The organism is Legionella dresdenensis, assembly GCF_042649825.1.
Taxonomy (GTDB): Bacteria; Pseudomonadota; Gammaproteobacteria; order Legionellales; family Legionellaceae; genus Legionella_C; species Legionella_C dresdenensis.
Map to the genome: position 1 here is coordinate 37,834 of NZ_JBHSAB010000010.1, position 25,544 is coordinate 63,377.

The window sequence follows — 25,544 nt, forward strand, 5'->3', positions numbered from 1 at the left end:
AGAGGGCAAACTTTAGATAACCAGCAGCTTGTTCTGGCGCAATTTTTTCCCTCTCCCCAACCCTCTCCCGATACGGGAGAGGAAGCAATGCTATTTTAGTAAGTCGTCGATTCATTTCTGGCTCGCTGTAGTATTTGCCGTGGGTTTATGTGTCTTCAGGCAGATAGAATCCCTACACACAAGGCTCCCTCTCCCGTATCGGGAGAGGGGTGGGGAGAGGGCAACTTTTAGATAACCAGCAGCTTGTTCTGGCGCAATTTTTTCCCTCTCCCCAACCCTCTCCCGATACGGGAGAGGAAGCAATGCTATTTTAGTAAGTTGCCGATTCATTTCTGGCTCACTGTAGTATTTGCCGTTGACTGTGTGTTTTCAGGCAGATATAGCGCGCCTTTCTGGCCACAGCCTGTTATTACTAAATATATAATCCCTGACAATACTGCTTTTAAAATGATTTTCATAGTATCTCTGCATGCGAGGCCCCTTTTCCTGATACAGGAGAGGAGGCAATAAATCTTCTTACATTTTCACCTTGAAACAGGAAATGTCAATAATCCTTGTTGATCTTGCTATATAACGGGGCTTTGGCGATAATTTATCTTTTTCCAGTCGGATTACAGTAATGAATAAAATTGATTCCCGGTCGCCTGCACAAGGATGCGTAATCTGGATGCATGGTCTGGGGGCGGACGCGAGTGATATGGAGGGCGTGGCGGTTTACCCGCAGCTGGCGGCTTTACCATTGCGGCACGTATTTCTTGATGCGCCAGTCCGGCCAGTCACGCTGAATGGCGGTATGGCGATGAGAGCCTGGTATGATATTTTGGGACTGAAGCTTGCTGATCGCGAAGATCATGCCGGCATTACCCAATCGGCCGCAATAATAAAAAAAGCCATTGAAAGCCAGTTGGCTGATGGTTTTCAATCTGACCAGATTTTTTTAGCTGGTTTCTCTCAGGGCGGCGCCATGGCTTTGTATACCGCGTTAACCCTGGATAAACCCTTGGCTGGCGTGCTTGCACTTTCGGCTTATTTGCCGTTGGCGGGTGACTGCAGTCCGGTACAGGCAAAAAATACCCCCTTCTTTTCCGCAAGCGGGGTTTATGATCCGGTTGTCTTGCCAGATTGGACGAAAAAAAGTGAACAATGGCTGGAGAGCCATGGTTATAGCAATATTACTACCAGACAATATCCTATGGAACACAACATCTGCATTAATGAAATGAATGATATTGCTGAATGGTTAAAAACAAAAATCAGAGGAGTTAATGCAGAATGACAGTTGTGCAAAAGTCAAGGGTAGTGCCATTCTCATGTGAACAAATGTACGGGCTGGTAAATGATGTTGAACAGTATTCGGAATTTCTGCCTTATTGCGCGCAAAGCATGGTCCATCATCGGGATGAAGATGAAGTTCAGGCGACATTGGTAATCAGTGCCGCCGGTATGAGCAAATCATTTACTACCCGCAATCGTCTGCAAGCTAACAAAATGATTGAAATTCGACTGGTTGATGGCCCGTTCAGCCACCTGGAAGGTTTTTGGCGTTTTGATGAGGTTGCGGAAGGCTGCAAAATTTCTTTTGATCTCGAGTTTGAATTCGCTGGCCGGATGTTTTCGATGTTGTTAGGTCCTGTTTTTGAGCAGGTCACAGATAAGATGGTAGATGCTTTTTGTCTGCGGGCTGAGTCGTTATATGGTAAAGGTTGAAGTTATTTACATTACGGCGGGTCAGGCAGTGATCCAGCGTTATTGTCAGTTACCCACAGGTGCGACCGTTGCGGATGCGATTGCTGATACGAGGATAGTGCTTGAATATCCTGAGCTTGAAGTTATGGCTGTAGGGATATTCAGTAAACTGGTAACTCGGGAAACGGTTTTGAAAAACGGTGATCGGATAGAGTTTTATCGCCCTTTAAGTCTTGATCCTAAAGAGAAGAGGCGGATCAGAGCCAAGGTTAAGAAATAACCTTGAGGATACACGGCCGGCAACATCTTTGTTGGGTCAAACGACCCAACGGGGGGATTATGGATTGTGTTCTATTTTTACTAGCCTGTTATTGCTGAAGAACAATGTCAGATTTTTAATTTTGTTCGAACCGCTACCTTTACGCCAGGTATAAGCGTAATCCCAGCGATTATCATTGAATGTCGGGCTTAACAGGCTGGTTCCCATCAAAATTGCGGCATCTTCTTTGCTCATGCCCACATGCAACCGTGATATCCGTGTTTCAGGAAGCAAGTTTCCCTGTTGTACTACCCGCCTTGAAAAATCATAAGAAGCACAACCGTTGAGCATCAAAATAAGGGCTATTACAAAAAAAGAGGTTCCACGTCGCATAGTTTTTGCCTGCCTTGAAAAATTTCGCCATAATAGCATGACATTTACTGAAAAACACGAATTTTACTTGGGAGTTGTTGTGGAAGAAAGCCAGCAATTAAAGGATGCCGGATTAAAAATAACCATGCCGCGGTTGAAGGTATTACAGATTCTTGAACAGTCTGCCGATCATCATTTAAGTGCAGAGAATGTTTACAAAGCATTGCTGGATATGGGAGAGGACGTTGGTCTGGCTACAGTGTACCGGGTTCTGACCCAGTTTGAAGCGGCAGGGCTGGTTTCGCGCCATAATTTTGAGGGCGGGCACTCAGTGTTTGAGTTGAGCCAGGGCGAACATCATGATCATCTCGTGTGTGTAAAATGTGGTAAGGTAGAAGAGTTTATTGATGAAATCATAGAGCAACGGCAGAAACTGATCGCCGAACAGGCGAATTTTAAAATGACCGATCATGCGCTAAATATCTATGGATTATGCCCGGGATGCCAGAACAAATAGGGCAATGGCACAAACAGGAAGTGAATAAATGTACGAAGATCTGATTAATCCCTATAAAACAGGGCAGCTGCCAACGATTCAGATAGGCGGGATCATGGTTAATAACCAGCTTCAGGACAATGGGCCGGTTAATCTGGTATTAAAAAATTTTAACCGTCACGGTTTAATCGCTGGCGCGACAGGTAGCGGGAAAACAAAAACCATTCAGGGACTGTGCGAGCAATTATCGCTGGCCGGGATTCCAAGTCTGGTAATGGACGTTAAAGGGGATATTTCAGGGCTTGCCGAAGCCGGTCAGGCAACAGAGGCGCTGCAAAAACGCAGCCAGTCTTTGCACATTGATTTTTCTCCGCGTCCATTCCCGGTTGAGTTACTGACGTTAAATGAGGAGCAACCCGGTGTTCCCGTACGTGCAACGGTGAATGATTTTGGCGCTGTCCTGTTTTCTCGCATGCTTGATTTGAATGAAACTCAGGCTGGTGTTGTGACGATTATTTTTGAATATGCCAAATCCAAAAAACTGCCGTTAATTGATCTGGCTGATTTTAAATCCCTGTTGCAGTATGTGCAGAATGGCCAGGGCAAGGCAGAAATTGAACAGCAATTTGGCAATGTTGCTTCATCTTCCACTGGCGCAATCATGCGTAAAGTGATTGAACTGGAAGCGCAGGGCGGTAACAGTTTCTTTGCAGAGCCGGCATTTAATGTCTTGGATTTACTGCGGTCTAATGCGCAAGGACTGGGAATTATCTCCATTCTGCGAGTGATGGATATGCAACAGGCACCCAAGTTGTTTTCGACTTTTATGCTAAAGCTGCTTTCTGATGTTTATCGCTTGTTCCCCGAATTGGGTGATCCTGAAAAGCCGAAACTGGTTTTGTTTATTGATGAAGCGCATTTGATTTTTGATCAGGCAAGCAAGGCATTACTGAATCTGCTTGATACCATGGTAAAGCTTATCCGTTCCAAAGGAGTAGGGTTAATATTCTGTACACAAACGCCCAATGATATTCCAGACAGCATCTTAGGTCAGCTTGGACTCAAGATACAGCATGCTCTACGGGCTTTTACCGCCAAAGATCGCCAGGCAATGAAGCTTATCGCGCAGAATTTCCCGCCATCGCAATATTATAACACTGAGCAGTTATTAACCGCTTTGGGTATCGGTGAGGCATTGGTAAGCGCTCTTGATGAAAAAGGACAGCCAACACCGCTGGTTCAGTGCATGATGCGTGCTCCTGAATCAAGAATGGGAGTGTTGACTGATTCAGAAGTCAGCCAGATTGTAAATCAGTCAACACTTTATCCGCGTTATAGCCATCGCCAGGAAACGCAATCAGCCGCAGAAATTCTGTCTGCCCAAAAACAGACGGCGACAGATCCTGCGGTTGAAACTAAAACAGCTTCACATCGTAAAGCTGAAGAAGTATCAATCATTACGGTATTAAGTAAAAATACGCTGTTCCGGCAGATCATCAGGCAAATAACAAATGCTATCCTAAAATACATTACAGGCAAAAAAAGGTGAGGTCTTCTGCGTTTGCAGAACCAGCTGCGATAGAATATCCACCAGACAAGCAATATTCAGGGGCGAATTAACCAGCGCCTGATTAATTTCAATTTCAAAGCCGCTGTAGTTATTTTCGGGAAAGAGTCGTCTTAACGCGGTAGTAAAACCATCACTATTACCGCGGTAGGGATAATTCAGGCGTACCCGGTACGAAGTGTGTTGTTTAAGCTGTTTCAACCATTTTTGAGCCAGTTGTTTTTCAGGCAGCCGGGCGGGATCATAAAGAAGTCCAATATCGGCATTCCTGGTTACGTCATTGAGCACTGGCGTAAAACTATGAATCGACAAATGCAAAACGGGTTTCCCCGCGGTAATAAGATCTTTGATTGTGGTTAATACCGCGTTGCGGTAAGGATGGTAATATTGCGCAGCCAATTGTTGTTTCTTACTGCTTGGCAGAGGCTTGCTGATTTCGGAAAAGCAGCCATTGCGGCTTAAGCTGCGGTTGCAATCAATAAGCAGCCGAGTGGTTTCGGCGGTAACGAGCGGGCAGGACAGCTCTTTCTGCAAGCCTTTGGCAATATCAAGAGCGCCAAAATCGATTCCTCGGTGGGTATTAAGCAGGTGCTCATTGCCAATAAATAAACTACGATACTGCTCCGGTACAGTATTCACTGCGTGTTCGCAGCTTAGAATGAATGCAGCCGTGGTCATGTCGGATTAAATTGCTGGTTATTAGTCAGACAATGTCCAAGTTGGCGATAGACTCTCTGTAAAGCCGTTTTGCTGAAATCGCCGCCGCAACTTTTAATCAGGCGTTCACTTAAACTTCCCTGGCTTAGTATAAATTCCAATGCCAGTTGATCGGTGTGATTGAGTTTGTTGCTCACCTGCTCAATCAGTCTGCTCCAGATATCGCGGCAGGTCTGGCCGGACGATAATTGCCATTGCCGTAATAACTCGCGATCTTCGATTACGGTTTTTAGTCCTGTTTTCAAACTGGGTAAATAAAGCGCTTTCAGGCGCTGAGTGTCGCAGGGCGTAGTCAGATAATAATCGGATTGCTGTTGCCAATGCTGCAGGATTGCCAGAATGGCTTTGGCGATAGCGATATCGGCATTAACACACTCCTGGCTATCAATGATTCGGATTTCAATCGCTTTATAATCAAATTTGGGAATGGCTGCGCGTGAGTTTAACCATTCATACTGCAATAATTTATCGGGATCAAAGGGTGCAATATCATTGTACATCGGCTGCAGAATTTTATGCTGATATTCATCCTCTGAGCAGATAAATTCAGGAATAATATCGCCGCTGATAGACGGGATTCGCTGCTGGTTTTTATTATAAAAATCAAGCCTTGAATCCAAAAGCCCCGTCAGTTGACCGCCAAGGAACGGTGTGCTGGCGGCTAAAGCTGGCAGCAGCGGGAGAATCAGCCGAATTGCATTGTGCAGCTGGTTGAATTGCTCGTCATTGGCAAAGGGCAGATTCACATGCATGCTTTGCAGGTTTGACCAGCCATGACCCTGACAATTAAAAATTTTATCGTATTGCAGATAAATTTCATTATTGCCGTAAGGCCAGCGTCTGGTTTCGGTTAACGGGTCCATCCAGGGATGGGCGCCTGAAGGCAGCAATTGCAACTGATGTTTGTCCAATAGCGGCTGCAGCCGATTAACCGTTTCCTGAAACTGGGCGGCGAGCGGGGCGTCAGGCGGTTTGGGGCCATTGTTTTTCAGCTCAAGCACATGCATGACCAGCTCATTGCTGGCCGCGATTTCATCCAGTTCAACTTCGTTAACTTCCCTGCCGGCCAGGGTATGGAGAATTAAATCGCTCTGAGGCGCGATATTGAGCGTCTCCTTATTAACCAGCATGTATTCAATTTCAATTCCTATTACCGAGAAAATACCATAATCAGACATAACCATGTTTCCTGCGAATTCTTTGTAAAAATACACTCATGACCTGATGATAAAGCGATTCGCCTAAAATCTGATCTTCAACACCAAATTCAATACTGGGATTATCATTGATTTCAATAACATAATGCTCATTGCCTCGGCTTTTGATATCAACGCCATACAAGCCATCACCAATCAGCCGGGTACTTTTTAGCGCTGTCTTGATAATCTCTTTTGGCACTTCGTGGATCGGGATGGTTTCATGTCGGCCTTCCCGGTCTTCTGTCGGCGCATCCCAATTATAAATCTGCCAGTGATTTTCAGCCATATAATAACGGCAGGCAAAAATGGGCTTATTGTCCAGAACGCCGATACGCCAATCATAGTCGGTTGGGATAAACGGTTGAATCAACAGCAGTTCTGAAGCCTTAAAGAACTGCGGTAATATTTTCTGCAGCGCTTTCATATCTTCTATTTTGACTACGCCGTGTGAGAAAGCGCTGTCCGGCCTTTTCAGTACACAGGGGAATTCAATCGGTGGTAATTCCTTGTCGAATTTACTGATAAAACGGGTTTCAGGGGTTGGGATCTGGTGGCTGCGCAGCAATTCGCCCAGGTAGACTTTATTACTGCATTTGATAATGGACTGGGGATCATCAATAACAACCAGATTTTCCTGGAACGCCCGTCGGGATAAGCGATAGGTATAATGGTTAACTGCTGTTGTGGTACGGATAAACAGCGCATCATATTCAGCAATTGATTTACTGTCGTTTTTTTCGATCAAATCAACATTTAATCCCATCTCTTCCCCTGAATGAATAAAAAACTCCAGAGCTTTGCTGTCCGATGGCGCCTTGGGTTCGCTAGGATCAATTAAAATGGCCAGATCATGAAAGCGCTGTTTTTTGCGCCATTGGTGAAAGCGTTTTTTTGACAGATAACTTTCAGCAGATTCACGCATAAATTCAAGATGATGCTCTGGTACATCGCTAATCGCCAGCACTTGTAATTGCTTAATTTGCCAATGCTTTTTCTTTTCCATGGTGAAGCGAATCATCGGCAAGGGGAAGACGTTGTGCAGTTTTTTTGCCAGATTGGCATGGCATTTAGCCATATTTTGACCAAAGTACAGACTAAAAATGAATTCGTCGCCTTTAATATTTTGCAGGCTATGTTGAATTTCGTCCTCAACTTCCTGAGAAACCAGCTTGGTCAGGCTGTTATTTAGCACGTCCTGAATACTATGAGCTGACGGAATCGCTTTATGATCCCTGGCATGGGCCAGTAATGAGACATAATAGCCAATGGTTTGGTGGTTATATGACTGGCAAAGGTTAATCACTCTTAAGGTATGGTTTTGGGTATATTCTTCATTGGTCAGGTAATCGGTAGCATGGATGATATCGGCCAGTGGACTCAAAAATTGCCAGCTTAGGGGATCGTCAGTAACGATAATTGTTTGCATGCATTATCCTCCTGGTTGAATGATTAGCAAATTAGCGTCATAAGTCAGTACGCCCAGCATAATGGCATTAATCAGGCGGGCGCTGCTTACGGTATAACGATTATTATGTGATAATGGATTCTCGCGATGCGGATCGGCCACAACAATCAGGCGGTTTTGCTCATCATAGCCGCATAACACCACAAAATGGCCGCACGGTGTTCCCCGGATATCATCATACATGGCTACGCCTTCAGGAGTAAAAACTTCCCGCGGGCTGCGATAGAGATAGGTAGCGCTCAATCCGGTCAGAATTGGAATGTTCTGGCTGAAATATTCTTTCAGTAATTTGACGCTTAACGTGCGGAAACAAATTTCACCGCCCGCTTCGACATAATTATAATAAGCTTTACTTGCCTGCAACATACTTTTAGTACGTTTATATTTCATTTGCGCTCTCAGTTTGCGCATGATTGTTTCCGGGCAGCCAATGCCTTTATCAAACCAGGACGGATCGAAAATGCTCAGGTTATTGACATACAACGTGGTTCTGAAGCCCTGTTGTAACGCATGTTTTCCCAGCATTGAAGCTAATGTACCGCCAGATAGCGAGCGTTCGACATTCCTGATTAAATGTTCAAGCGGGATATCGTGACCATAATAGCGATAGATGGCATGAAGACTTGTCGGTCCGCAGCTTTCATCATCCGGTTGAGTGTTGATTTCCAAATCAATCATAGACTGTAGTCATGTTAATGTCTGTTTTTAACCTTAGATCCGAACCCGAGGCTTGTCAATCAATGTAATACTCAAAACAGCCATAAGCTGTAAAGCTCATCAGCAAGCGGCATTTTGTTGAACTATACTTCAAATTAAAGGGCCATCGATAAAACCAGAGGAAAGATACGTGCCAGTTAATCAAGTCAGAGCCAGAATGCATCTGATTACACGTAGTTGCGTGTTCATCGCATATTCATTAGGCGTGCTTGCAGTTATTGGCTGGGTTTCAGATAAACCAGTGCTGGTACAGGTTAAGCCGGAGTGGGTGCCCATCCAACTGGCCACTATTATTTGCGTCATGTTTACTGCGGTATCTGTTTTGCTTCTGACTGTTAAGCCGCGCTATTCTTTTTATTTCTGCCTGCCGCCGCTTACTATTGGTTTACTTACGTTGGGTGAGTATGTTCTGGGGGTGGATTTGGGAATAGATCATCTACTTTATAACAATCAAATCGAGAGCGCCAATTTATACCCCGGACGAATGGCGCCGAATACCGCACTTTGTATTATTTTGCTTAATAGCGCTATTTTTTTGCATATAAAATCGCAATCGAAGTTTTCGAAATTTGTGCAATTTACGCAGGCAACACTGGTGTTTTGTTTTTCTTTATCCGCATTGGGCGGCTATCTGTTCGGTATCCAGGTAGCATATAGCTGGCCGGGTCTTGTTGCAATGGCATTTTGTACGGCAGTTATGTTCATACTTCTGAGTGTGGCTTTTATATATTATTTGTATAGCCGTTACAGTAGCTTTTATAGCGAATACAGTATTTTTCAAACCATGCTGATTACGGTCGGCGGCACCATGTTTTTTATTTTGTTATGGCAGGCTTTTCTGGCGAACTCTCATTGGAAGACTTATAAAAAAATAGCAAATGATGTACAGGCGTTAATTCATCAGATTGATTATGGTCTTTATAACAAATACCAGTTTGTTCAGCGTTTTTTTGCTCGTTCCAACAATTTTAATTTTGATAATCGCTATATCAAGGCGGATGCCAGGCTCTATTTGCAGGATACGCCAAGCCTGTCTTTATTGCAGTGGCAGTACGGTAATCGGATTTTTCAGCTGACTAATGATGGTTTTCGTCAGCCTGAACCAGCACAGGTTATTAAGTGCTCTCAGGATGTGGTTACCAAAACCAATTCATCGTTTGTCGCTAACAGCTATACACACTGGCAACCTTATCTTTGTTTTACCGCAAAGCAAAACAAGGATAGCCTTGCGCTATTTGATATTCAGGCGGTTCTGCGATACGCATTAAGCAAATCACCGCTTAATGACGCTGCGCTCTATATCAAATATGATCAGATGACTATTTTCAGCCAGAGCAATGGCGATATGCAACAGCGGCCTGAGCTATGGGCATATAAACAGGAGTTTAAGCTTGAGTTTCTTGGTATTCCTTTGTTTATAAAGGTATGGCCGTCAAGAGCTTATATTTTAAGCGATACGCCATGGCTTCCAACGGTCAGTATTGTTCTGGGGCTAATGATTACTTTTTTACTGGCCTTTGTTAATCACTTGAAACAGCAGATAGCAAAGGACAATTCTTTATTACTATCTTCGATAACCAGTAAAAATAACAAATTGGTCGAAATGGAAAATAAATTTAAATGGGTCTATGAAGGCGCGCCAGATATGTATTTATTTGTTGCAATCGATAAACGGATTATGGAGTGCAACGATACCTATATTGAAAATATGGGGTTTAAAAGTAAGGGCGATGTGTTGGGACGCGATGTGTTTGATGTCATGGCCATGCAAAATAAAGTTCTCGAACAAAGCATCAAAGACCAGCTGGCAGAGTCATCCTTTATTAATAATATTGAGCTGAACCTGATTAACGAGAACAACGATATCCGGCAACTTACGCTAAAAATAAGCCCTTTTATCGATCATAAACAGCAGTTAATCGGGTATTTGTTCAGTTTCCGGGATATTGCCCAGCTTAAAGCACTGGAAGGAAAGCTTATGGCCCGGGAATACAGTGAAAATCTGTTCCGGGAAAATCAGGCGCTATATGATTTGATTCTCGATAAAACGACCGATGGCTGGTGGGATGTGAATATCGAAACCCGGGCATGTCGGATATCGCCAAAACTTTACCACTCCCTGGGATATGAGTCTGGCAGTTTCCCGCCCACGATTAATTTTTTTAAAGAACATGCTTTGCCGGAAGATTATAACGCTATGGATGCCAATTTACTGAACCATTTAAATACCCAGGGCAAGTCGGCATTTACTCAGGAAATGCGCTATCGTCATCGTAATGGTTCCATCTGTTGGATACTGTGCCGCGGGCAGGGCATTTTGGATCCCGACGGTAAAATCAGGCGTATTGTCGGTACTCATCTTGATATTACGCCATTAAAGAAAACCCAGGCTGAGTTATCGCGAAAAATACGTGAGCTAAACCTGATTTATAATACCACAACCGTGATTTCTTCCGCCGGCGATCTGAGCGGCGCTTATAAGGACTGCCTGAAAGCAATAGGGCAGGCAATGCAATTTGATATTGGTTTTGTTTATCGTTATAACCCGGAAAACGATCTGCTTGAAATCGATGGGGTGTGGCAAAATGGCAATACTACTCACGAATTAATCCCGGTAGAAAGACGGACAATCGCAACTGGACAGGGAATAGCCGGCCAGTGCTGGCAAGATAAAAAACTGTTGATGTTGAATGGCGAACAATTCAAGTCGCTTTATAATGATCCATTTTTCGAGAAATACCAGTTTAATGAGGCGCTTGCTTTTCCCATTATGCTGAACAATGGTGTTGAGGCAGTTTTTGAATTCTTTGCCTGTACGGCGCTAAAATTTACCCCTGAGCCTAGTCTGTTTGAATTACTGGCAACACAAATCAGTTCCGCTGTCGAGCGCAGAAAATCACATTATCAATTACAGCAACAGGCCCTATATGATGATTTAACCAAATTGCCTAACCGCAGGGCTTGCATTGAGACGTTGGAGATGACGATCCGTAATGCAAAACAGAATAATACGCGGGTAGGGTTAATGTTCCTGGATCTGGATGGCTTTAAGGAAGTGAATGATCATTTCGGTCATCAGGTTGGTGATTTGTTGTTAATTGAAGTCAGCAAGCAATTCAGAAAGGCAATTCGTGCACAAGATTATCTGGCCCGGCTTGGCGGAGATGAGTTCCTGATTGTTATTAACGATATCCCTGACACTAGCTTATTGACTTTAATTGCCAATCGATTGTTAAAATCCTTAAATAAACCGTTGCTTCTTGAAAATAAAATAGTCAAAGTTTCTGTCAGTATTGGCATCGCAACCTTCCCTGATGCCGGTAATACAGTAGCTGCGCTGTTAAAACAGGCCGATAAGGCTATGTATCAGGTAAAACAGGGCGGCAAAAACAGCTTCCACGCTGGCTCGTAGGCTTTAAAGCCCAACAAAACTCTGTTCAATGCATGCTTTAGTATAATACAATATATCCAAAATAAATTTAATTTGGCTAATTGTGGAATTTATTTATACCACCGATTTTATTATTCTCGAGGAAAGTATCCAGGGCACCGGTGCATCGTACAGGCATAAAATGTCGTGTGGGATAATACGAGGACAATCAAAAGTCTGGGTTCGTAAAGAGGTTGTAACGCCGCAGAAAGCCAGAAAAGAACGTTTGGCGCAAGAATTTTTTCGCCTGATTATTCCACATCAGCCTGAAACCCGCATTGCTGTAAGCCCGCAAAATATTTATTATATTTTATCCGAACAAATCAACGGTTATAAAAATTTACCCGAAACTATCGAAGACGATTTCCTCCATGGCAGAATTACAGGTCTGGGGCAAGCATTGCTGGTTGCCATGTTTGCGGAGGAAGCGGATCTTAAAAATGGCAATATCGGTATTGATGAGCAAGGAAGGGTAATCAAAATAGACGGCGACTGGTGTTTCTCGAGTCTTACTCAAACATTTAGCAACCGTAATTTTACCTTAACGCCTGTACGGATTGCCAAATTGCCCGATCCTTCTCACTATCCAGTCAATCATTGGCTGGATTTTGTCGTCAAGCAAGAGAGAGAAGAAAGCGAGCATTTCAGCTCCAGGCTGAGCAAATCAACGTTATTTCGTGCCGAGATAAATGAAGCCATGCTCAAGATTTGTTTAATCCCTGACGGCTATCTGGCGTGTTTTGTTGATGCCTATATGCCGGATGACCGTCGGTTTTTCAATTTATTGCGCAATCATCGTAACCAGCTAATAAATTGCGCCCTGGCTGATTCTTCTTTTCAAAATTATTTGAAATCAATTGACGCGGAACTTACGGTTCATGCGTTTCTGGCAGAGATGAAGTCCTTTAAGGCTGGCGATAAACAAATCCTTGCAAGCAAATTTGAACAACAATTTGAACAGGAGTTTAAGGGCATGCTAAACCCGTTTCAACATTTGAAACAACGATGTGGATATATGGGTTGCAAAGAGGTTTCAGATTGTCTTACTCTGTTGCGGGCCATCCGCAAACAGGCTGTAGGCAACGCGGATAAACTGATAAGCGATTTTTATCAGCAACATTACCAACTGGTGATAAAGAACGCCAATGACAGAGGAAAGATAGCAGAAATTCACACTCTGCTAACCCGGGTCTATGCGTCTGTCAGTTCATCAGAGGTATTGGCCGTTCGAAAAACGGCGAAAGCCATGCATGGCAGTGCGAATTTCTTTAGTGTGGGCAAAAAACGCAAGGCAAATAACATTGAAAAGGCCCTGCAGAATACGTCTCTGCTGGAGCGAGGCAATATTATATCTACTAACAGGCTCAACAAAGTTCAAGAGGCGCTGGCTTCCCATCGCCATTGGGGCAGATCAACGTTATATAAGAGCAACAAACAGCTTATTTTCAATCAGGCAGCCCATTCTTATCAAGTGCTCAAACAGGTTTGGCGCTCCGAAACTTGCACTGGGGCGCAAAATGATAAAATTAATGTGTCTAATTGTTTGCCATTGTGCCAATCCTAAAATTCGGCGGCAGAGATATATCTGATCTACAGGGTATATTCTTTAGGATCAAGGCCAATTTCATTCTGAATTTTTTCTACTTTATGTTGTGTTGACGTATGGTTAAAGAAAAGAAAATTTTCGGTTAGCGCATAATTAATCAGATTAGCTATACCGCCAGTCAACAACAAAGAGCATAGATTGCTAATCATTCGTTTCCAGCCCCGATGAATGGCAAAATCTTTGTCATGCCTGTGCAAGTCTTGAAGAAGTTGCAACTTAAACTGTAAAATATCAACTTGTTTTTTTAAGTCATTGGCCTGTGGTTCATTATCCGCTGGTTGCACTTGCACCTTTTTTAATAAATCTTTGGCAATGTTAATAGCGCACTCGCTTTTCGTTCGTGATATTTTATCAGGAGCATATTTTACTTTTTGTTTTAGTTTTTCACCATACCGCTCTAGTTCATTTATCTGCCTTATTAGTTGTGTTTTAAGTTTATTATCCCAAAGCAGTAACGTTTTACTTAAATCGGCTTTTTGTAAACTTTCAATCAATGCTTGATAAAAACTCTCATCAGCTGACTGAAGAAGTTCATTAAGCATATGAAGGAAAAAGTTAAGGTCACCTAGCAGTAAGGCTTCGATATTTGATCGTACTTCACAAACTCGACCTTGGTCGACGTGCGTTACAGACCATAGGTCGTCGTCATATTTACTGATTATACGATAAATAAAATCAGTCTGAAGCAATGCTTTAAACTCTTCGACGTCTCTAGCTTTTATCGCGTTATTAAGCTGTTGTTTTAAAAAACTGATATTCGAAAGTTGTACCCCTTTTATAAAACCTTCAGGAGCAGTAGAGATACTATGATTATATTCATCAATAACCTTAACTTGACCACATTGATTGTAGTAGTGGCAATTGTCATAATGATTAACCAGCCCAATATAAGTAGCTTTACGCTTTATTTGACGGGTCATAATAAATGCTTTTTTCACATCATACACAGTTGAGATAATTTTAAGCGAAATGAGCAAATAAGTCTATCTCGCTAATATCGGAATTGCATCAAAAAATGTTACCGAAAGGCCCAAGTTCCGGAGCGCTAGGCCAAACAACAGTTTCAACCTGCAACAAATACGTAGGTTGGGTCGTTTGACCCAACAAAAGCCCTACAGCACCTTGATTGACAATTCGAGTTCAAATTCTGCAACAAGTTCGGGGTTTTTAAGATAATTGATATAGGCATTCACCTTAATCATTCTATTGACCCGGCTATTGCCGGCTTTTGATTCATCCAGCATTTCCTTAACTTGCTCACCCATCTCGCTGATAAAGTATACATCAGACTCAGGGCGCTTTAGAAACTGGGCGCGAAAGGATTTAAACGCCAGTGAGATTTTTACTTTTTCCTGTTCGGCATGGTAAAAGCCATGAAAACCACAGGCGAGATCAGCGCCAACAGCCAGAGCGCCGAAATACATGGTGTTAAAATGATTTTTGCTACGCTGGTTTAACGGCAACATAATCACGATCTTCCGAGAGTCCAGGCTAATCAGCTTAGGCTTCAAATGGCCGATCAGCGGCACTTTAAAATGTCCGAAATACCAAAGAAAAAACTTAAACCGCGTGATTAATTTCATTGCTCGTCCCTGTTTACTTTCAAGTGAGAAATAATTTTTTTAACGCCTTTAATCGCACTGACTCTTTTAATAATAGCACCAACTGATTTCTCTTTCTTGACTTCGCCGGTGAGGGTTACCGTTCCATTATCCGTGCTGGCGTTAATGCCCACTAATGGAATCGATTCATCATCAAACACTTTTGCTTTCAAAATAGTCGCTTCAACCTTGGCGGTAATATAGGCATCAGTAAACCGTGTGTTTACCTGTTTAATCATTAGTTCTTCTGCATCTACCGTTTTGACGCCTTTGGTTGTTTTGGCAATGGTCAGAGCATCAACAAACGCTTGTCGGTCTTTCACATAACCGCTTAAGGTGACGACGCCATCCTGGGTCGATACCGAGATCTTGAGTGGATTCAGACCACGATTTTTAGCAAATTTAGCGGTAATTTTGGTCGTGATCACCGAATCGCTGATCGATTTTTCAATGTCGGAAATATGATTTTCCGCCCGCACAGCAGTAATCGGTGCTATAAGAACGATACTCAGGATAAGTGATAAAAAGATGCGCATGTGAGTGGGTCTGTCAATAGCGGTAGAGAAAGTATATCACTTTTACCACAAGCTATACAGTCTACATTTTTTTCGTCATATCCAGACTCTGAATAATGTAAGGCGGATTAGTTGCTCTGATGACAATCGCTGAAAAACGAACGGTCATATTCACTTCAGGGATATAATAATCCTGATTTATCCGCCAATAATGGATGCCGGAATAATCTCCTTCTGCTTCAATCTGAGCCGGAGCAAGCGCTTCGGGGTGTAATACCAGTTTCTGACTGCGGATAGTAGATACCCCTTGATTAAAGAACGTGCCAAGCGCCTCCCAGGCATTAACCGTATAATGACTTTTAACGGCCTCCAGCTGTTGATCGATATTATTGTAATCGAGCGCAAGGGTGTTGGATAAAGTTTGTTCTGTCCAGCTGATTACGTCCTGCGGGCCGGCCGAATTAATAGCAGGAGTAATGAAAAATAAAAACACTAAAGCAATACATACCGATTTTTTCACAATCAGATCCCTCTAAATACCCCATATTTTTTATTAGTATAGTGTAGGTTGGACTGTAAAGCACAACACTGTATTAACAATGAGCAAAGCTATCCATAGCCGGTTGAAGTCGTTATAATGCTAATATTTAAGACATAATGGCGAGTAAAATGGAGTCCATCAGCATTCGCGGTGCCAGAACCCATAATTTAAAAAATATTGATCTCGATCTTCCCCGTAATCAACTTATTGTCATTACCGGGCTTTCAGGTTCAGGAAAGTCGTCTCTGGCATTTGATACCCTCTATGCGGAAGGTCAGCGCCGTTATGTCGAATCGCTTTCAGCTTATGCCCGCCAGTTTCTTTCAATGATGGAAAAACCCGATGTCGATTCGATTGAGGGGTTGTCGCCCGCAATATCAATTGAGCAAAAAGCAACCTCACATAATCCCCGATCAACGGTTGGAACGATTACTGAAATTTATGACTATTTACGGCTGTTATTTGCTCGCGTAGGGGAACCGCGTTGCCCTACCCACAAGCTGGCTTTAAATGCGCAGACGATCAGTCAGATGGTTGATCAGGTTCTGGCCATGCCAGCAGATACCAAAGCCATGATTCTGGCGCCGGTTGTCCGGGAGCGCAAAGGCGAACATCAGCAGCTATTACAGCAATTACAGGCACAAGGTTATGTGCGTGCACGCATTGATGGCGAATTATGTGAGCTCGATGATCCGCCAAAGCTGGCCTTGCGTCAGAAACATACTATTGAAGTGGTCGTGGATCGCTTCAAAATTCGGTCTGATCTTGGCCAGCGGTTAAGTGAGTCGTTTGAAAACGCACTTAACCTCGCTGACGGCCTGGTCACGGTTGCAGCTATGGATGACAGCTTTGAGGATATCGTATTTTCTTCTCGCTTTGCCTGTCCTGAGTGCGGTTATAGCATCAGCGAACTGGAGCCGCGATTATTTTCGTTTAATAATCCGGTAGGAGCCTGTCCGTCTTGCGACGGGCTTGGCGTTGACCAGTTTTTTGATCCGGCCAAAGTGGTTCATAACAATGAAGCGAGCCTGGCTGCAGGCGCTATCCGCGGTTGGGATAAAAAGACAACGTATTATTACCCGATGCTTGAATCGCTGGCCCGCCATTATCAATTTGATATTGAGCAGCCTTTTTGTCAATTACCAGAGCAAATCCGCAAAATAGTACTCTATGGCAGCGGTACTGAAGTGATTGAGTTTCACTACCAGCGTCCCCATGGCGGCTCTATGGTGAAAAAACACCCTTTTGAGGGGATTATCCCCAATATGAAACGGCGCTACCACGAATCCGATTCGTCCATGATGCGGGAAGAGCTGGCGCGTTATTTATCAACCCGGCCCTGTGAAACCTGCCATGGCGCAAGACTGCGTGAAGAAGCGCGTAATGTGTTTATTGATAATAAAAATCTGCCTGAAATCAGCGCTTATTCAATCGAAAAGTCCTATGAGTTTTTTAAGGGGCTATCGCTGACAGGTTATCGCGGTGAAATCGCCGGCAAAATCAATAAGGAAATTGTCGAACGCCTCGGGTTTCTGGTGAATGTCGGGCTTGATTATTTATCGCTGGCACGCAGTGCCGAAACTTTGTCCGGCGGTGAAGCCCAGCGTATCAGACTGGCCAGCCAGATAGGCTCTGGCCTGGTTGGGGTGATGTATATTCTTGATGAACCGTCAATCGGTTTGCACCAACGGGATAATGATCGCCTGCTTAAAACGCTGGAGCATTTAAGAAACCTTGGTAATACCGTCATTGTGGTTGAGCATGACGAAGACGCAATCCGTTCAGCCGATTATGTCCTGGATATTGGTCCTGGTGCCGGTGTTCATGGCGGAACAATAGTCGCGGCTGGTACGCCGAAACAGATTATGGCCAATTCGGAGTCTCTGACCGGACAATATTTGTCCGGGGTACAGGAAATTGCAATTCCGGCTAACCGTCTCCCGGTTGTTCCGGAGCGGATGATTCAGCTGCGTGGAGTAAGTTGCAATAATTTAAATAATGTTGATGTCGATATCCCCGTTGGCCTGCTGACCTGTATTACTGGTGTGTCTGGTTCTGGCAAATCCAGCCTGATTAACGACACGCTTTACCCGGTTGCCGCCAATCAACTGAACCGCGCGAATATTCTGGTTACTGGGCAGGCAAAAGCAATCGATGGTCTTGAGCGTTGCGATAAGGTGATTGATATTGATCAAAGCCCGATTGGCCGCACGCCGCGTTCCAATCCGGCAACTTACACCGGATTGTTTACAACTATCCGGGAGTTATTTTCATCCACGCCGGAAGCCCGTGCGAGAGGGTATCAGCCAGGCCGGTTCAGTTTTAATGTCCGCGGCGGGCGTTGTGAGGCATGCCAGGGGGATGGATTGATTAAGGTGGAAATGCATTTCCTGCCTGATATTTATGTTGCCTGCGATGTTTGTCAGGGCAAACGCTATAATCGGGAAACACTCGAAATCCATTATAAAGGCAAAACTATCCATGAAGTGCTGGATATGACTGTGGAAGATGCGCGGGTATTTTTTGATGCCATCCCCTCTCTGGCCAGAAAATGCCAGACCCTGATTGATGTCGGCCTGTCCTATATTCGCTTGGGACAAAGCGCAACGACATTATCAGGCGGTGAGGCGCAGCGGATCAAACTGGCGCGTGAATTATCCAAACGGGATACAGGGAATACGCTGTATATTCTTGATGAACCAACTACCGGATTACATTTTCATGATGTCAGGCAGTTGCTGGCAGTATTGTTCCGGTTAAGGGATCAAGGGAACACCGTCGTGATTATCGAGCACAATCTGGACGTAATCAAAACGGCAGACTGGATTATTGATCTTGGACCGGAAGGCGGCAGCAAGGGCGGTAAGATAATCGCCGTGGGTACGCCTGAGCAGGTCGCGGCGTGCAAACAGTCGTATACCGGAATTTTTCTAAAACCATTATTAAAGAAAAAAAGCAGCAATGGACACTGATTATTTAAAATTAATGCTGGTGACAAATCGCCAGACTGATGATTTAGGCAGTTATCTGGCGTTTATTGAACAATGCCTGATTGGCGGAGTGACCTCGGTTCAGCTGCGGGAGAAAAGCCCACGCTCTGAACAATTGCTTGCTGATGCCGGGCAGCTTAAATTGTTGCTGGACAGATACCAGATACCGCTGATTATCAATGATAACGTCGATTTGGCTATTGAGCTTGATGCTGCTGGCGTCCATCTTGGTCAAAGCGATGGTTGTCCTGAAACAGCCCGCGCGCGTCTGGGGCAGGATAAAATTATTGGCTTATCGCTTGAAAGCGAAGAGGATTTACTCACAAGCAATCAATTGCCAGTAAGTTACACGGCTGCCAGTGCAGTATTTGCGACGGCCAGCAAATCCAATCTCCGTAAACTATGGGGGCTTGCCGGTTTGCGGGAATTGGCTGAGCGCTGCCGGCATCCGGTTATTGCTATTGGCGGGATTGATTTGACTAACGCGGCAGATGTTGCGGCTGCAGGCGCCGCCGGCATTGCTGTTATCGGTGCATTGCACCAGGCAGACGACCCGGCGGTAGCGGCATCCAGGCTTTGCCGGTCATTTGAGGGAGGTGCCCATGCTTACCGTTGAACAGTTACACAACGCGCTATCTGTTTTGCGTGCAAGAAAGCCATTGGTATTATCATTGACCAATCAGGTGACTATGGATCTGATGGCTAACAGCCTGTTGGCTTTAGGCGCGGCACCGCTGATGTCTAATGCCTTCGAAGAGGCTGGCGAGCTTTTGGCACTGAGTCAGGCTTTAAATATTAACATCGGTACGTTAAATAGCAGTTTTGGCCAGGATGCGCTGCAGACAGCCAAACTGGCAAATGCGGATAATATTCCAGTCATTCTTGATCCGGTTGGCGCCGGCGCCAGTCAATTAAGAACCTTTACGGCTCAATCGTTAATGCCGCATGTCTCTATTATACGAGGTAATGCCAGTGAAATACTGGCGTTAGCTGATGAAATAAATACAACCCGCGGTGTGGATGCAGAAGCAGAGGTCAGACAGGCAACCGAGGTCGCTACCCGTTTAACTTTAAATCAGCGGACTATTGTTGTAAGCGGCGCTGTCGATTTTGTTACCGACGGCAGCGAAGCCTTTTTTCTCCCGTTTGGTTCCCGGTTAATGACACGGGTCACCGGTATGGGCTGTACTTTAACCGCTGTGATTGCCGCTTTTGCCGGCAGTGGTTTCAGTTTGTATCAGGCTGCCTTATACGGAACGGCTTATTTCGGGCTTTGCGGGATGGCGACCGAAAGTAAAACGTTAATGCCCGGCACATTCAGGCAATTATTTATCGATCAGTTATATAATCCAAATTGGGATTTGTTTGCGAGGTTAATTGACCAAAACACCATTAAGGAGCACTAAATCATGCCCATTCAGCACGTGGCACTTTCTATCGCAGGATTTGATGGTTCAGGAGGCGCAGGTATTCAGGCTGATCTGAAAGCGTTTTCTGCGCTTGGCTGCTATGGTATGACGGTATTAACTGCCTTGCCTGTACAGAATACCTGTGGCGTCAAAAGCTGTTATGAAATTCCGGTGCAGGCAGTAACCGGGCAACTGCAGACTCTATTTGAGGACATCAGGCCGCATAGCATTAAAATCGGGATGTTATATTCAGAAGAAATCATTACCGCAGTCGCTGATTTTCTTAAACAGCATGCTCAAGGGATTCCTGTGGTATTGGACCCGGTTGCTGTTGCCAAAAGCGGCGCGCCGCTGCTATTGCCAGAGGCAGTCAATGCGCTGAAAACAACAATGCTGCCGCTGGCCACATTAGTTACTCCCAATTTGCCGGAAGCGCAAACCTTGACTGGTAAAGCCATAAAATCAGCAGGGGAAATGCCTGAGGTTGCCGCATTATTACAGGCTATGGGCGCGAAAAACGTACTGATTAAAGGCGGTCATCTGAATGAAGGCAATGCCCGTGATTTGTTGCTAAATCAAGAAGGCGAGTTACAATGGTTCACCGGACCAAGGATCCAATCAAAAAATACACATGGTACCGGCTGCACCTTATCAGCGGCCATTGCCGCCAATCTGGCGCGCGGACTTGAGCTCGCCGATGCTTGTGCTGATGCAAAACAATATTTATCGCTGGCAATCGAATCAGCCAGCCAACAATCGGTTGGCAAAGGCCATGGTCCGGTTCATCACTTTTTTCAGTGGTGGTAGTTGCAGTTTTGCTTGATTTAGCGTTATAACTTAATAGAGTCGGTAAACAATAAAAGGATAAAAATGAAAACCGCGCTTTTTGCTACTCTAGGCCTGGTTGTGCTGCTCTTCTTCCTGGTCATTGGCGTGTATAACGCTTTGATTGCTTTGATAGAAGCCATTTATAACAATCAAAGGCAAATTGATATTCAGCTCGATCGCCGCTACAAAGTATTTGAATCACTGATTGAAACAGTGAAAAAATACATGGATTATGAAAAGACTACCCTGAAAGAAGTAGTTGAACTGCGTAATAGAGCCCAGATGGCGAAAGTAGCTGGTGATGAGAAAGAACGTATTGCCGCTGAAAATCAAATTTCACAAATCGCTGCCGGATTAAGCGTTACATTTGAACAGTATCCCGATCTGAAAGCTAACCAAAACGTGCTGCAGTTGCAGGAAGAAATCGTCAATACTGAAAATAAACTGTCATACGCCAAACAGGCTTATAATGACAGTATTGAGCGCTACTACGCCAAGAAAAAATCCTTTTTCGAAGCGCTGGTTGTCAACATGTATGCTGCCAAACTTGACAAACAATTTGAGTATTGGTCATTGCCGGCAGAGCAAATTCAGGCTCGAGAAGACTATACTGTTAAATTTTGAGTTGCATTATGCCCATATCCGATTACCACTCGTCTGCGGGTGACTGGCGTGGCCAAATAAAGAAAAATCAGCGCAAAACCCGCGTGGTCATTGCGCTTTTTCTGGCAATATATGTGGGTGTGGGATTGCTGGTCGATGTGGTTATCTTACAAAACCTTAATCCGCAAACCAGTCTGCAACAGTGTATTACTGCATTGCTGACGCTTCAGGCTATACCTTACGCAACCCTGATTATGGGCGGCATTGCCGTGGTTTCCCTCATGGTGACATATGCTTTCTATGACCGGATTATGCTATTAGGTACGGAATATCACGAAATAACCCCGGAAAATGCACAAAGTCTTGAAGAAAAACAGCTGTATAACGTGGTCGAGGAAATGAAGGTCGCTGCTGGTATGAAATATATGCCCAAGGTCTATATCATCGAAGCCGACTATATGAACGCCTTTGCCAGCGGTTACAGTGAAAAATCAGCTATGGTAGCGATTACCCGTGGTTTGTTGAACAAGCTGGATCGCGCTGAAATGCAGGCGGTAATGGGGCATGAACTAAGCCATATCCGTCATCTCGATACCAAATTAACTTTAACGGTCGCTATATTAAGCAATATTCTGCTAATCGTGCTGGATATGTTGTTTTATACAGTAATCTATGGCGGTAATAACCGCCGTCAGGATAACAGGCTGTTAATCGTGGTTATGATTTTGCGTAATGTACTGCCGATTATCACTGTCTTGCTAACTCTGTTCCTAAGCCGGACACGCGAATATATGGCGGATTCAGGCGCTGTGGAATTAATGCGTGATAATGAACCCATGGCAAGAGCATTATTGAAAATCAGCAGTGATCATCAGGAAAATGCCGATCAATACGCTGCACAGTATAGTCGGACGGCCCACGAACAGGTAAGAAGAGCCTCCTACCTGTTCGATCCCTCAACCATTGCTCCGCTAAATGCCTTAAGCAACGCATTCTCAACCCACCCGGATACCGAACAACGCCTCAAAGCCCTGGGCTTCAAAAAGAAAAATTAAGGAAATGTTGGGTCAAACGACCCAACCTACTGGCGTTTTATCTCACTCTCAAGTAAAAATCCTCATCTCAAACCATTCTCAATCGCAGGCGGAGTAGGAACAGGAAGATACAGTTTATCCGGCGAATGCAGATAAATAGAGATTTCCAGCACATCTTGCAATATCCCATTGGCAGCCTCTCCCGTAAGGCCGAGTCGCTCTGGCGGAGGCAGACTAAATAACATCTGAGCCACCAGCTCATAGTTAGCCTCTTTAAATGTCACATCCGCAAAAGATCCGCGCGGAGCCGGGTTAGGAATATCTTTTAATGTCAATTGTGATAAAAATTGAAAAACAGCATTAATCGGAACAGATTTATTTGTTAATTTTTTAAGCAGTGAGTAATAAGCTGGATGCAAGCTGCTTTTGCTTTTTTCACCACCAATACTTAATAACAAGTTAATTAATGGCTTGACCTGGTGAGGAATTTCGCCGGCATGGCGAATGATTTCCTGGAGATCGTTTGATTGTTTTAAGGCATTGAGTTGCTGCATATCGCTATACCAGCTCTTTAAACAAGCAAGTGAATCCCGGCCGCAGCAAAAGAACGCAAACAATTGGGTTAATCCACGCCATTGATAATCGGCAAGGACCTTTTCTATTTCCTCCGTTGTCGATACCTGACTTAGTTCTTGCGCTAGCTGTGCAGCTGTTTCCTGGTTTGAATCATTAATGAGGCTCAATTTATTAATATATCCTTGAAGGATAGAGCTTCTTTTCATCATAATATTGGTTGCCTTAAGCGCATTTCAGTCTCTTAATCCAATACCTTTTTTCAGCAATACCAGATTGAGAACTGTTAATAAAATAACCATAAGCAGTATAATTGACATTGAAAGAGTCATACTGACTTCATGGTGCCCAATTATAGCATAGCGCAAAGCGTTCACCATGTACAATATTGGGTTAAAATGTGAGACTGTCTGCCAGAATGGCGGCAACATGGTTGTAGAGTAAAAAACACCGCCAAGATAGGTGAGGGGCGTAAGAACAAAGGTAGGAATAATCATAATGTCGTCAAAATTACGGGCAAGCATTGCATTGGTAAAGCCTGCCAGTGAAAACAGGGCAGATACCAGCAATATCACGAGTAAGGTTAACGGGATATGATTAAAATGGATATCAACAAAAAGGAACGAAATCGCATAAACCAGAATAGCAACAATCAACCCCCGCAAAACCCCGCCCATTACATAACCCAATAACAATTGGCCGTTATTCATCGGGCTTACCAGAATTTCCTCAATGCTTTTTTGAAAGCGATGGCTAAACAAAGACGTTGACACATTGCCATATGCATTGGTAATCACCGACATCATAATCAAGCCTGGTGCGATAAACAGTGTATAACTAACGCCTTCGATAGTGCCGATGCGGTTACCGATTAATGAGCCGAAAATTAAAAAATACAGTGTGGTAGTAATGACTGGCGGTAGAAAAACCTGGCTTGATATACGGAACATTCGAACCAGCTCTCGCCGTATCAGAGTATAAAGGGCAATCAATAATTGTTTAGTGGTCATGATTTATAACATCCAGAAAAAGTTCTTCCAGGCGGTTTGTTTTATTACGCAGGCTGCGGATACGCAAGCCATTTTGACTAAGCAGCGCAAAAACCTCATTCAGGCTTACCTGATTATCGACCCGTAATTCAAAGGTATTGGAATCAATCAGCGCCGCTTCGTAGGGCGGCATGACGGGTAAGGTCTGTATCGTGTTTTCCGTCGTAAATACAAAGGTCTGATGAGTGAGGGTGCTGAGCAGATTTTTCATTGAGCTGTTACGCAATATCTGGCCACGATCAATAATCGCAATATTTTTACAAAGCTGTTCCGCTTCCTCCAGATAATGGGTAGTCAGGATAATCGTAGTGCCTTGTGCATTAGTACGAGTCAGGAACTCCCACATACTACGTCGAATTTCAATATCAACGCCAGCTGTCGGTTCATCCAGAATTAATACTTTCGGATTATGAATTAATGCCCGCGCAATCATCAATCGCCTTTTCATGCCGCCTGAAAGATGGCGAACTATCTCTTTACGTTTATCCCATAATCCCAACTGCTCTAGCAAATTATTAGCGCGGATTTTGGCTTCGAGGTAGGGAATACCATAAAAGCCGGCCTGGTTAATTAATATCTGAAAGCAATTTTCAAATATATTAAGGTTAAATTCCTGCGGCACCAGCCCAATGCATGCCTTAGCCGATGCGGTTTCAGTATCCAAATCATAGCCGCAAATCGAAATTGTACCCGTGGTTTTGCTAAGCAGGGTGGTGATTAATCCTATTGTCGTTGATTTGCCTGCGCCATTTGCACCCAGCAAGGCAAAAAAATCACCCGTTTTGACGGTTAAGTCAATCCCCTTTAAGGCTTCAACTCCATTGTTATAAACTTTGCGGAGCTGTTTAATTTCTAGCGCATGCATAAGTAGTTCAGATCTAATAATA

General features: G+C 44.2%; 26 protein-coding genes. 13 read left to right on the forward strand and 13 right to left on the reverse strand.

Annotated features, from left to right (window positions below; translation table 11 throughout):
* Positions 1-326: 326 nt before the first annotated feature.
* Positions 327-458, reverse strand: coding sequence for an LPS translocon maturation chaperone LptM (gene lptM / locus ACFORL_RS06065; RefSeq protein WP_382342116.1), 132 nt, complete (start codon positions 456-458; stop codon positions 327-329).
* A 161-nt stretch (positions 459-619) separates the two neighbouring features.
* Here lptM and ACFORL_RS06070 point away from each other — a divergent pair, with 161 nt between their 5' ends.
* The 3 genes from ACFORL_RS06070 to ACFORL_RS06080 are packed head-to-tail and all read left to right on the forward strand — an operon-like array spanning position 620 to position 1,966.
* The gene (locus ACFORL_RS06070) at positions 620-1,276 is read left to right on the forward strand and encodes an alpha/beta hydrolase (RefSeq protein WP_382342118.1); all 657 of its coding nucleotides are present in this window, start codon (positions 620-622) and stop codon (positions 1,274-1,276) included.
* Positions 1,273-1,707 carry a type II toxin-antitoxin system RatA family toxin gene (locus ACFORL_RS06075; protein WP_382342120.1) on the forward strand — a complete coding sequence of 145 codons (435 nt, stop codon included), beginning with the start codon at positions 1,273-1,275 and terminating at the stop codon, positions 1,705-1,707. The genes ACFORL_RS06070 and ACFORL_RS06075 overlap by 4 nt, the downstream gene beginning before the upstream one ends.
* On the forward strand, positions 1,694-1,966 hold the full coding sequence (locus tag ACFORL_RS06080; protein ID WP_382342121.1) for an RnfH family protein: 273 nt from the start codon (positions 1,694-1,696) through the stop codon (positions 1,964-1,966). Before ACFORL_RS06075 ends, ACFORL_RS06080 begins: the two co-directional genes overlap by 14 nt.
* Positions 1,967-2,023: 57 nt before the next feature.
* Here the strand turns inward: ACFORL_RS06080 and ACFORL_RS06085 are convergent, their stop codons facing one another.
* Positions 2,024-2,338: an outer membrane protein assembly factor BamE gene (locus ACFORL_RS06085; protein WP_382342123.1), complete on the reverse strand. Its 315-nt coding sequence runs from the start codon at positions 2,336-2,338 to the stop codon at positions 2,024-2,026.
* A 79-nt stretch (positions 2,339-2,417) separates the two neighbouring features.
* On the opposite strand from ACFORL_RS06085, the gene fur reads away from it, so the two are divergent.
* Together fur and ACFORL_RS06095 are read left to right on the forward strand one after the other, a co-directional pair.
* Positions 2,418-2,834: a ferric iron uptake transcriptional regulator gene (fur, locus tag ACFORL_RS06090; RefSeq protein WP_382342217.1), complete on the forward strand. Its 417-nt coding sequence runs from the start codon at positions 2,418-2,420 to the stop codon at positions 2,832-2,834.
* A gap of 28 nt (positions 2,835-2,862) precedes the next feature.
* Positions 2,863-4,362 (forward strand): helicase HerA-like domain-containing protein, encoded by a 1,500-nt coding sequence (locus ACFORL_RS06095; RefSeq protein WP_382342125.1) that lies wholly within the window; start codon positions 2,863-2,865, stop codon positions 4,360-4,362.
* Here the strand turns inward: ACFORL_RS06095 and ACFORL_RS06100 are convergent.
* Genes ACFORL_RS06100 through ACFORL_RS06115 form a run of 4 tightly spaced genes read right to left on the reverse strand, consistent with a single transcriptional unit; the run spans position 4,333 to position 8,439 of the window.
* The gene (locus ACFORL_RS06100; RefSeq protein WP_382342127.1) at positions 4,333-5,058 is read right to left on the reverse strand and encodes an N-formylglutamate amidohydrolase; all 726 of its coding nucleotides are present in this window, start codon (positions 5,056-5,058) and stop codon (positions 4,333-4,335) included. The genes ACFORL_RS06095 and ACFORL_RS06100 overlap by 30 nt on opposite strands.
* Positions 5,055-6,275: a glutamate-cysteine ligase family protein gene (locus tag ACFORL_RS06105; protein WP_382342130.1), complete on the reverse strand. Its 1,221-nt coding sequence runs from the start codon at positions 6,273-6,275 to the stop codon at positions 5,055-5,057. The genes ACFORL_RS06100 and ACFORL_RS06105 overlap by 4 nt, the downstream gene beginning before the upstream one ends.
* Positions 6,268-7,722, reverse strand: coding sequence for a RimK family protein (locus ACFORL_RS06110; protein WP_382342132.1), 1,455 nt, complete (start codon positions 7,720-7,722; stop codon positions 6,268-6,270). Before ACFORL_RS06110 ends, ACFORL_RS06105 begins: the two co-directional genes overlap by 8 nt.
* A gap of 3 nt (positions 7,723-7,725) precedes the next feature.
* Entirely contained in the window at positions 7,726-8,439 is a 714-nt protein-coding gene (locus ACFORL_RS06115; protein ID WP_382342134.1) for a C39 family peptidase, read from the reverse strand.
* A 169-nt stretch (positions 8,440-8,608) separates the two neighbouring features.
* On the opposite strand from ACFORL_RS06115, the gene ACFORL_RS06120 reads away from it, so the two are divergent.
* Both ACFORL_RS06120 and ACFORL_RS06125 read left to right on the forward strand, forming a co-directional pair.
* Complete coding sequence (locus tag ACFORL_RS06120) at positions 8,609-11,890, forward strand: diguanylate cyclase domain-containing protein (RefSeq protein WP_382342135.1); 3,282 nt, start codon at positions 8,609-8,611, stop codon at positions 11,888-11,890.
* Between the two features lie 82 nt (positions 11,891-11,972).
* Positions 11,973-13,472: a hypothetical protein gene (locus tag ACFORL_RS06125; RefSeq protein WP_382342137.1), complete on the forward strand. Its 1,500-nt coding sequence runs from the start codon at positions 11,973-11,975 to the stop codon at positions 13,470-13,472.
* Between the two features lie 26 nt (positions 13,473-13,498).
* Here the strand turns inward: ACFORL_RS06125 and ACFORL_RS06130 are convergent, their stop codons facing one another.
* The 4 genes from ACFORL_RS06130 to ACFORL_RS06145 form a co-directional block, all read right to left on the reverse strand.
* Entirely contained in the window at positions 13,499-14,434 is a 936-nt protein-coding gene (locus ACFORL_RS06130) for a hypothetical protein (protein ID WP_382342138.1), read from the reverse strand.
* A 192-nt stretch (positions 14,435-14,626) separates the two neighbouring features.
* Positions 14,627-15,097, reverse strand: a complete 471-nt coding sequence (locus ACFORL_RS06135) for a hypothetical protein (RefSeq protein ID WP_382342140.1) — start codon at positions 15,095-15,097, stop codon at positions 14,627-14,629.
* Positions 15,094-15,651, reverse strand: a complete 558-nt coding sequence (locus ACFORL_RS06140; protein ID WP_382342142.1) for a BON domain-containing protein — start codon at positions 15,649-15,651, stop codon at positions 15,094-15,096. The genes ACFORL_RS06135 and ACFORL_RS06140 overlap by 4 nt, the downstream gene beginning before the upstream one ends.
* Before the next feature lie 61 nt (positions 15,652-15,712).
* Entirely contained in the window at positions 15,713-16,150 is a 438-nt protein-coding gene (locus ACFORL_RS06145; RefSeq protein ID WP_382342144.1) for a DotI/IcmL/TraM family protein, read from the reverse strand.
* A 149-nt stretch (positions 16,151-16,299) separates the two neighbouring features.
* Here ACFORL_RS06145 and uvrA point away from each other — a divergent pair, with 149 nt between their 5' ends.
* The 6 genes from uvrA to htpX all read left to right on the forward strand — a co-directional run bounded on the left by uvrA (position 16,300) and on the right by htpX (position 23,056).
* The gene (gene uvrA, locus ACFORL_RS06150; RefSeq protein ID WP_382342146.1) at positions 16,300-19,143 is read left to right on the forward strand and encodes an excinuclease ABC subunit UvrA; all 2,844 of its coding nucleotides are present in this window, start codon (positions 16,300-16,302) and stop codon (positions 19,141-19,143) included.
* Positions 19,133-19,777, forward strand: a complete 645-nt coding sequence (gene thiE / locus ACFORL_RS06155; protein WP_382342148.1) for a thiamine phosphate synthase — start codon at positions 19,133-19,135, stop codon at positions 19,775-19,777. The genes uvrA and thiE overlap by 11 nt, the downstream gene beginning before the upstream one ends.
* On the forward strand, positions 19,764-20,567 hold the full coding sequence (gene thiM, locus ACFORL_RS06160; RefSeq protein ID WP_382342150.1) for a hydroxyethylthiazole kinase: 804 nt from the start codon (positions 19,764-19,766) through the stop codon (positions 20,565-20,567). The genes thiE and thiM overlap by 14 nt, the downstream gene beginning before the upstream one ends.
* A gap of 3 nt (positions 20,568-20,570) precedes the next feature.
* On the forward strand, positions 20,571-21,377 hold the full coding sequence (thiD, locus tag ACFORL_RS06165) for a bifunctional hydroxymethylpyrimidine kinase/phosphomethylpyrimidine kinase (RefSeq protein ID WP_382342152.1): 807 nt from the start codon (positions 20,571-20,573) through the stop codon (positions 21,375-21,377).
* A 63-nt stretch (positions 21,378-21,440) separates the two neighbouring features.
* Positions 21,441-22,022 (forward strand): LemA family protein, encoded by a 582-nt coding sequence (locus ACFORL_RS06170; RefSeq protein ID WP_382342154.1) that lies wholly within the window; start codon positions 21,441-21,443, stop codon positions 22,020-22,022.
* An 8-nt stretch (positions 22,023-22,030) separates the two neighbouring features.
* Positions 22,031-23,056 carry a zinc metalloprotease HtpX gene (gene htpX / locus ACFORL_RS06175; RefSeq protein WP_382342158.1) on the forward strand — a complete coding sequence of 342 codons (1,026 nt, stop codon included), beginning with the start codon at positions 22,031-22,033 and terminating at the stop codon, positions 23,054-23,056.
* Between the two features lie 62 nt (positions 23,057-23,118).
* Here the strand turns inward: htpX and ACFORL_RS06180 are convergent, their stop codons facing one another.
* From ACFORL_RS06180 to ACFORL_RS06190, 3 genes are read right to left on the reverse strand one after another with little or no spacing between them, the layout of a single operon-like run.
* Positions 23,119-23,820: a hypothetical protein gene (locus ACFORL_RS06180; protein WP_382342159.1), complete on the reverse strand. Its 702-nt coding sequence runs from the start codon at positions 23,818-23,820 to the stop codon at positions 23,119-23,121.
* 24 nt (positions 23,821-23,844) lie between these two features.
* Entirely contained in the window at positions 23,845-24,618 is a 774-nt protein-coding gene (locus ACFORL_RS06185; RefSeq protein WP_382342160.1) for an ABC transporter permease, read from the reverse strand.
* Entirely contained in the window at positions 24,608-25,522 is a 915-nt protein-coding gene (locus tag ACFORL_RS06190; RefSeq protein WP_382342162.1) for an ABC transporter ATP-binding protein, read from the reverse strand. The genes ACFORL_RS06185 and ACFORL_RS06190 overlap by 11 nt, the downstream gene beginning before the upstream one ends.
* Positions 25,523-25,544 lie beyond the last annotated feature (22 nt).

Bases quoted from the DNA above. Each gene is read 5' to 3' on its own strand.
- ACFORL_RS06170 (WP_382342154.1), top strand. From the start codon at position 21,441: ATGAAAACCGCGCTTTTTGCTACTCTAGGCCTGGTTGTGCTGCTCTTC.
- ACFORL_RS06100 (WP_382342127.1), bottom strand. From the start codon at position 5,058: ATGACCACGGCTGCATTCATTCTAAGCTGCGAACACGCAGTGAATACT.
- ACFORL_RS06070 (WP_382342118.1), top strand. From the start codon at position 620: ATGAATAAAATTGATTCCCGGTCGCCTGCACAAGGATGCGTAATCTGG.
- ACFORL_RS06135 (WP_382342140.1), bottom strand. From the start codon at position 15,097: ATGAAATTAATCACGCGGTTTAAGTTTTTTCTTTGGTATTTCGGACAT.
- ACFORL_RS06095 (WP_382342125.1), top strand. From the start codon at position 2,863: ATGTACGAAGATCTGATTAATCCCTATAAAACAGGGCAGCTGCCAACG.
- ACFORL_RS06180 (WP_382342159.1), bottom strand. From the start codon at position 23,820: ATGATGAAAAGAAGCTCTATCCTTCAAGGATATATTAATAAATTGAGC.
- thiM (WP_382342150.1), top strand. From the start codon at position 19,764: ATGCTTACCGTTGAACAGTTACACAACGCGCTATCTGTTTTGCGTGCA.
- ACFORL_RS06130 (WP_382342138.1), bottom strand. From the start codon at position 14,434: ATGACCCGTCAAATAAAGCGTAAAGCTACTTATATTGGGCTGGTTAAT.
- ACFORL_RS06080 (WP_382342121.1), top strand. From the start codon at position 1,694: ATGGTAAAGGTTGAAGTTATTTACATTACGGCGGGTCAGGCAGTGATC.
- ACFORL_RS06190 (WP_382342162.1), bottom strand. From the start codon at position 25,522: ATGCATGCGCTAGAAATTAAACAGCTCCGCAAAGTTTATAACAATGGA.
- ACFORL_RS06085 (WP_382342123.1), bottom strand. From the start codon at position 2,338: ATGCGACGTGGAACCTCTTTTTTTGTAATAGCCCTTATTTTGATGCTC.
- ACFORL_RS06185 (WP_382342160.1), bottom strand. From the start codon at position 24,618: ATGACCACTAAACAATTATTGATTGCCCTTTATACTCTGATACGGCGA.
- htpX (WP_382342158.1), top strand. From the start codon at position 22,031: ATGCCCATATCCGATTACCACTCGTCTGCGGGTGACTGGCGTGGCCAA.
- ACFORL_RS06110 (WP_382342132.1), bottom strand. From the start codon at position 7,722: ATGCAAACAATTATCGTTACTGACGATCCCCTAAGCTGGCAATTTTTG.
- thiD (WP_382342152.1), top strand. From the start codon at position 20,571: ATGCCCATTCAGCACGTGGCACTTTCTATCGCAGGATTTGATGGTTCA.
- ACFORL_RS06075 (WP_382342120.1), top strand. From the start codon at position 1,273: ATGACAGTTGTGCAAAAGTCAAGGGTAGTGCCATTCTCATGTGAACAA.
- ACFORL_RS06115 (WP_382342134.1), bottom strand. From the start codon at position 8,439: ATGATTGATTTGGAAATCAACACTCAACCGGATGATGAAAGCTGCGGA.
- thiE (WP_382342148.1), top strand. From the start codon at position 19,133: ATGGACACTGATTATTTAAAATTAATGCTGGTGACAAATCGCCAGACT.
- ACFORL_RS06140 (WP_382342142.1), bottom strand. From the start codon at position 15,651: ATGCGCATCTTTTTATCACTTATCCTGAGTATCGTTCTTATAGCACCG.
- ACFORL_RS06105 (WP_382342130.1), bottom strand. From the start codon at position 6,275: ATGTCTGATTATGGTATTTTCTCGGTAATAGGAATTGAAATTGAATAC.
- lptM (WP_382342116.1), bottom strand. From the start codon at position 458: ATGAAAATCATTTTAAAAGCAGTATTGTCAGGGATTATATATTTAGTA.
- uvrA (WP_382342146.1), top strand. From the start codon at position 16,300: ATGGAGTCCATCAGCATTCGCGGTGCCAGAACCCATAATTTAAAAAAT.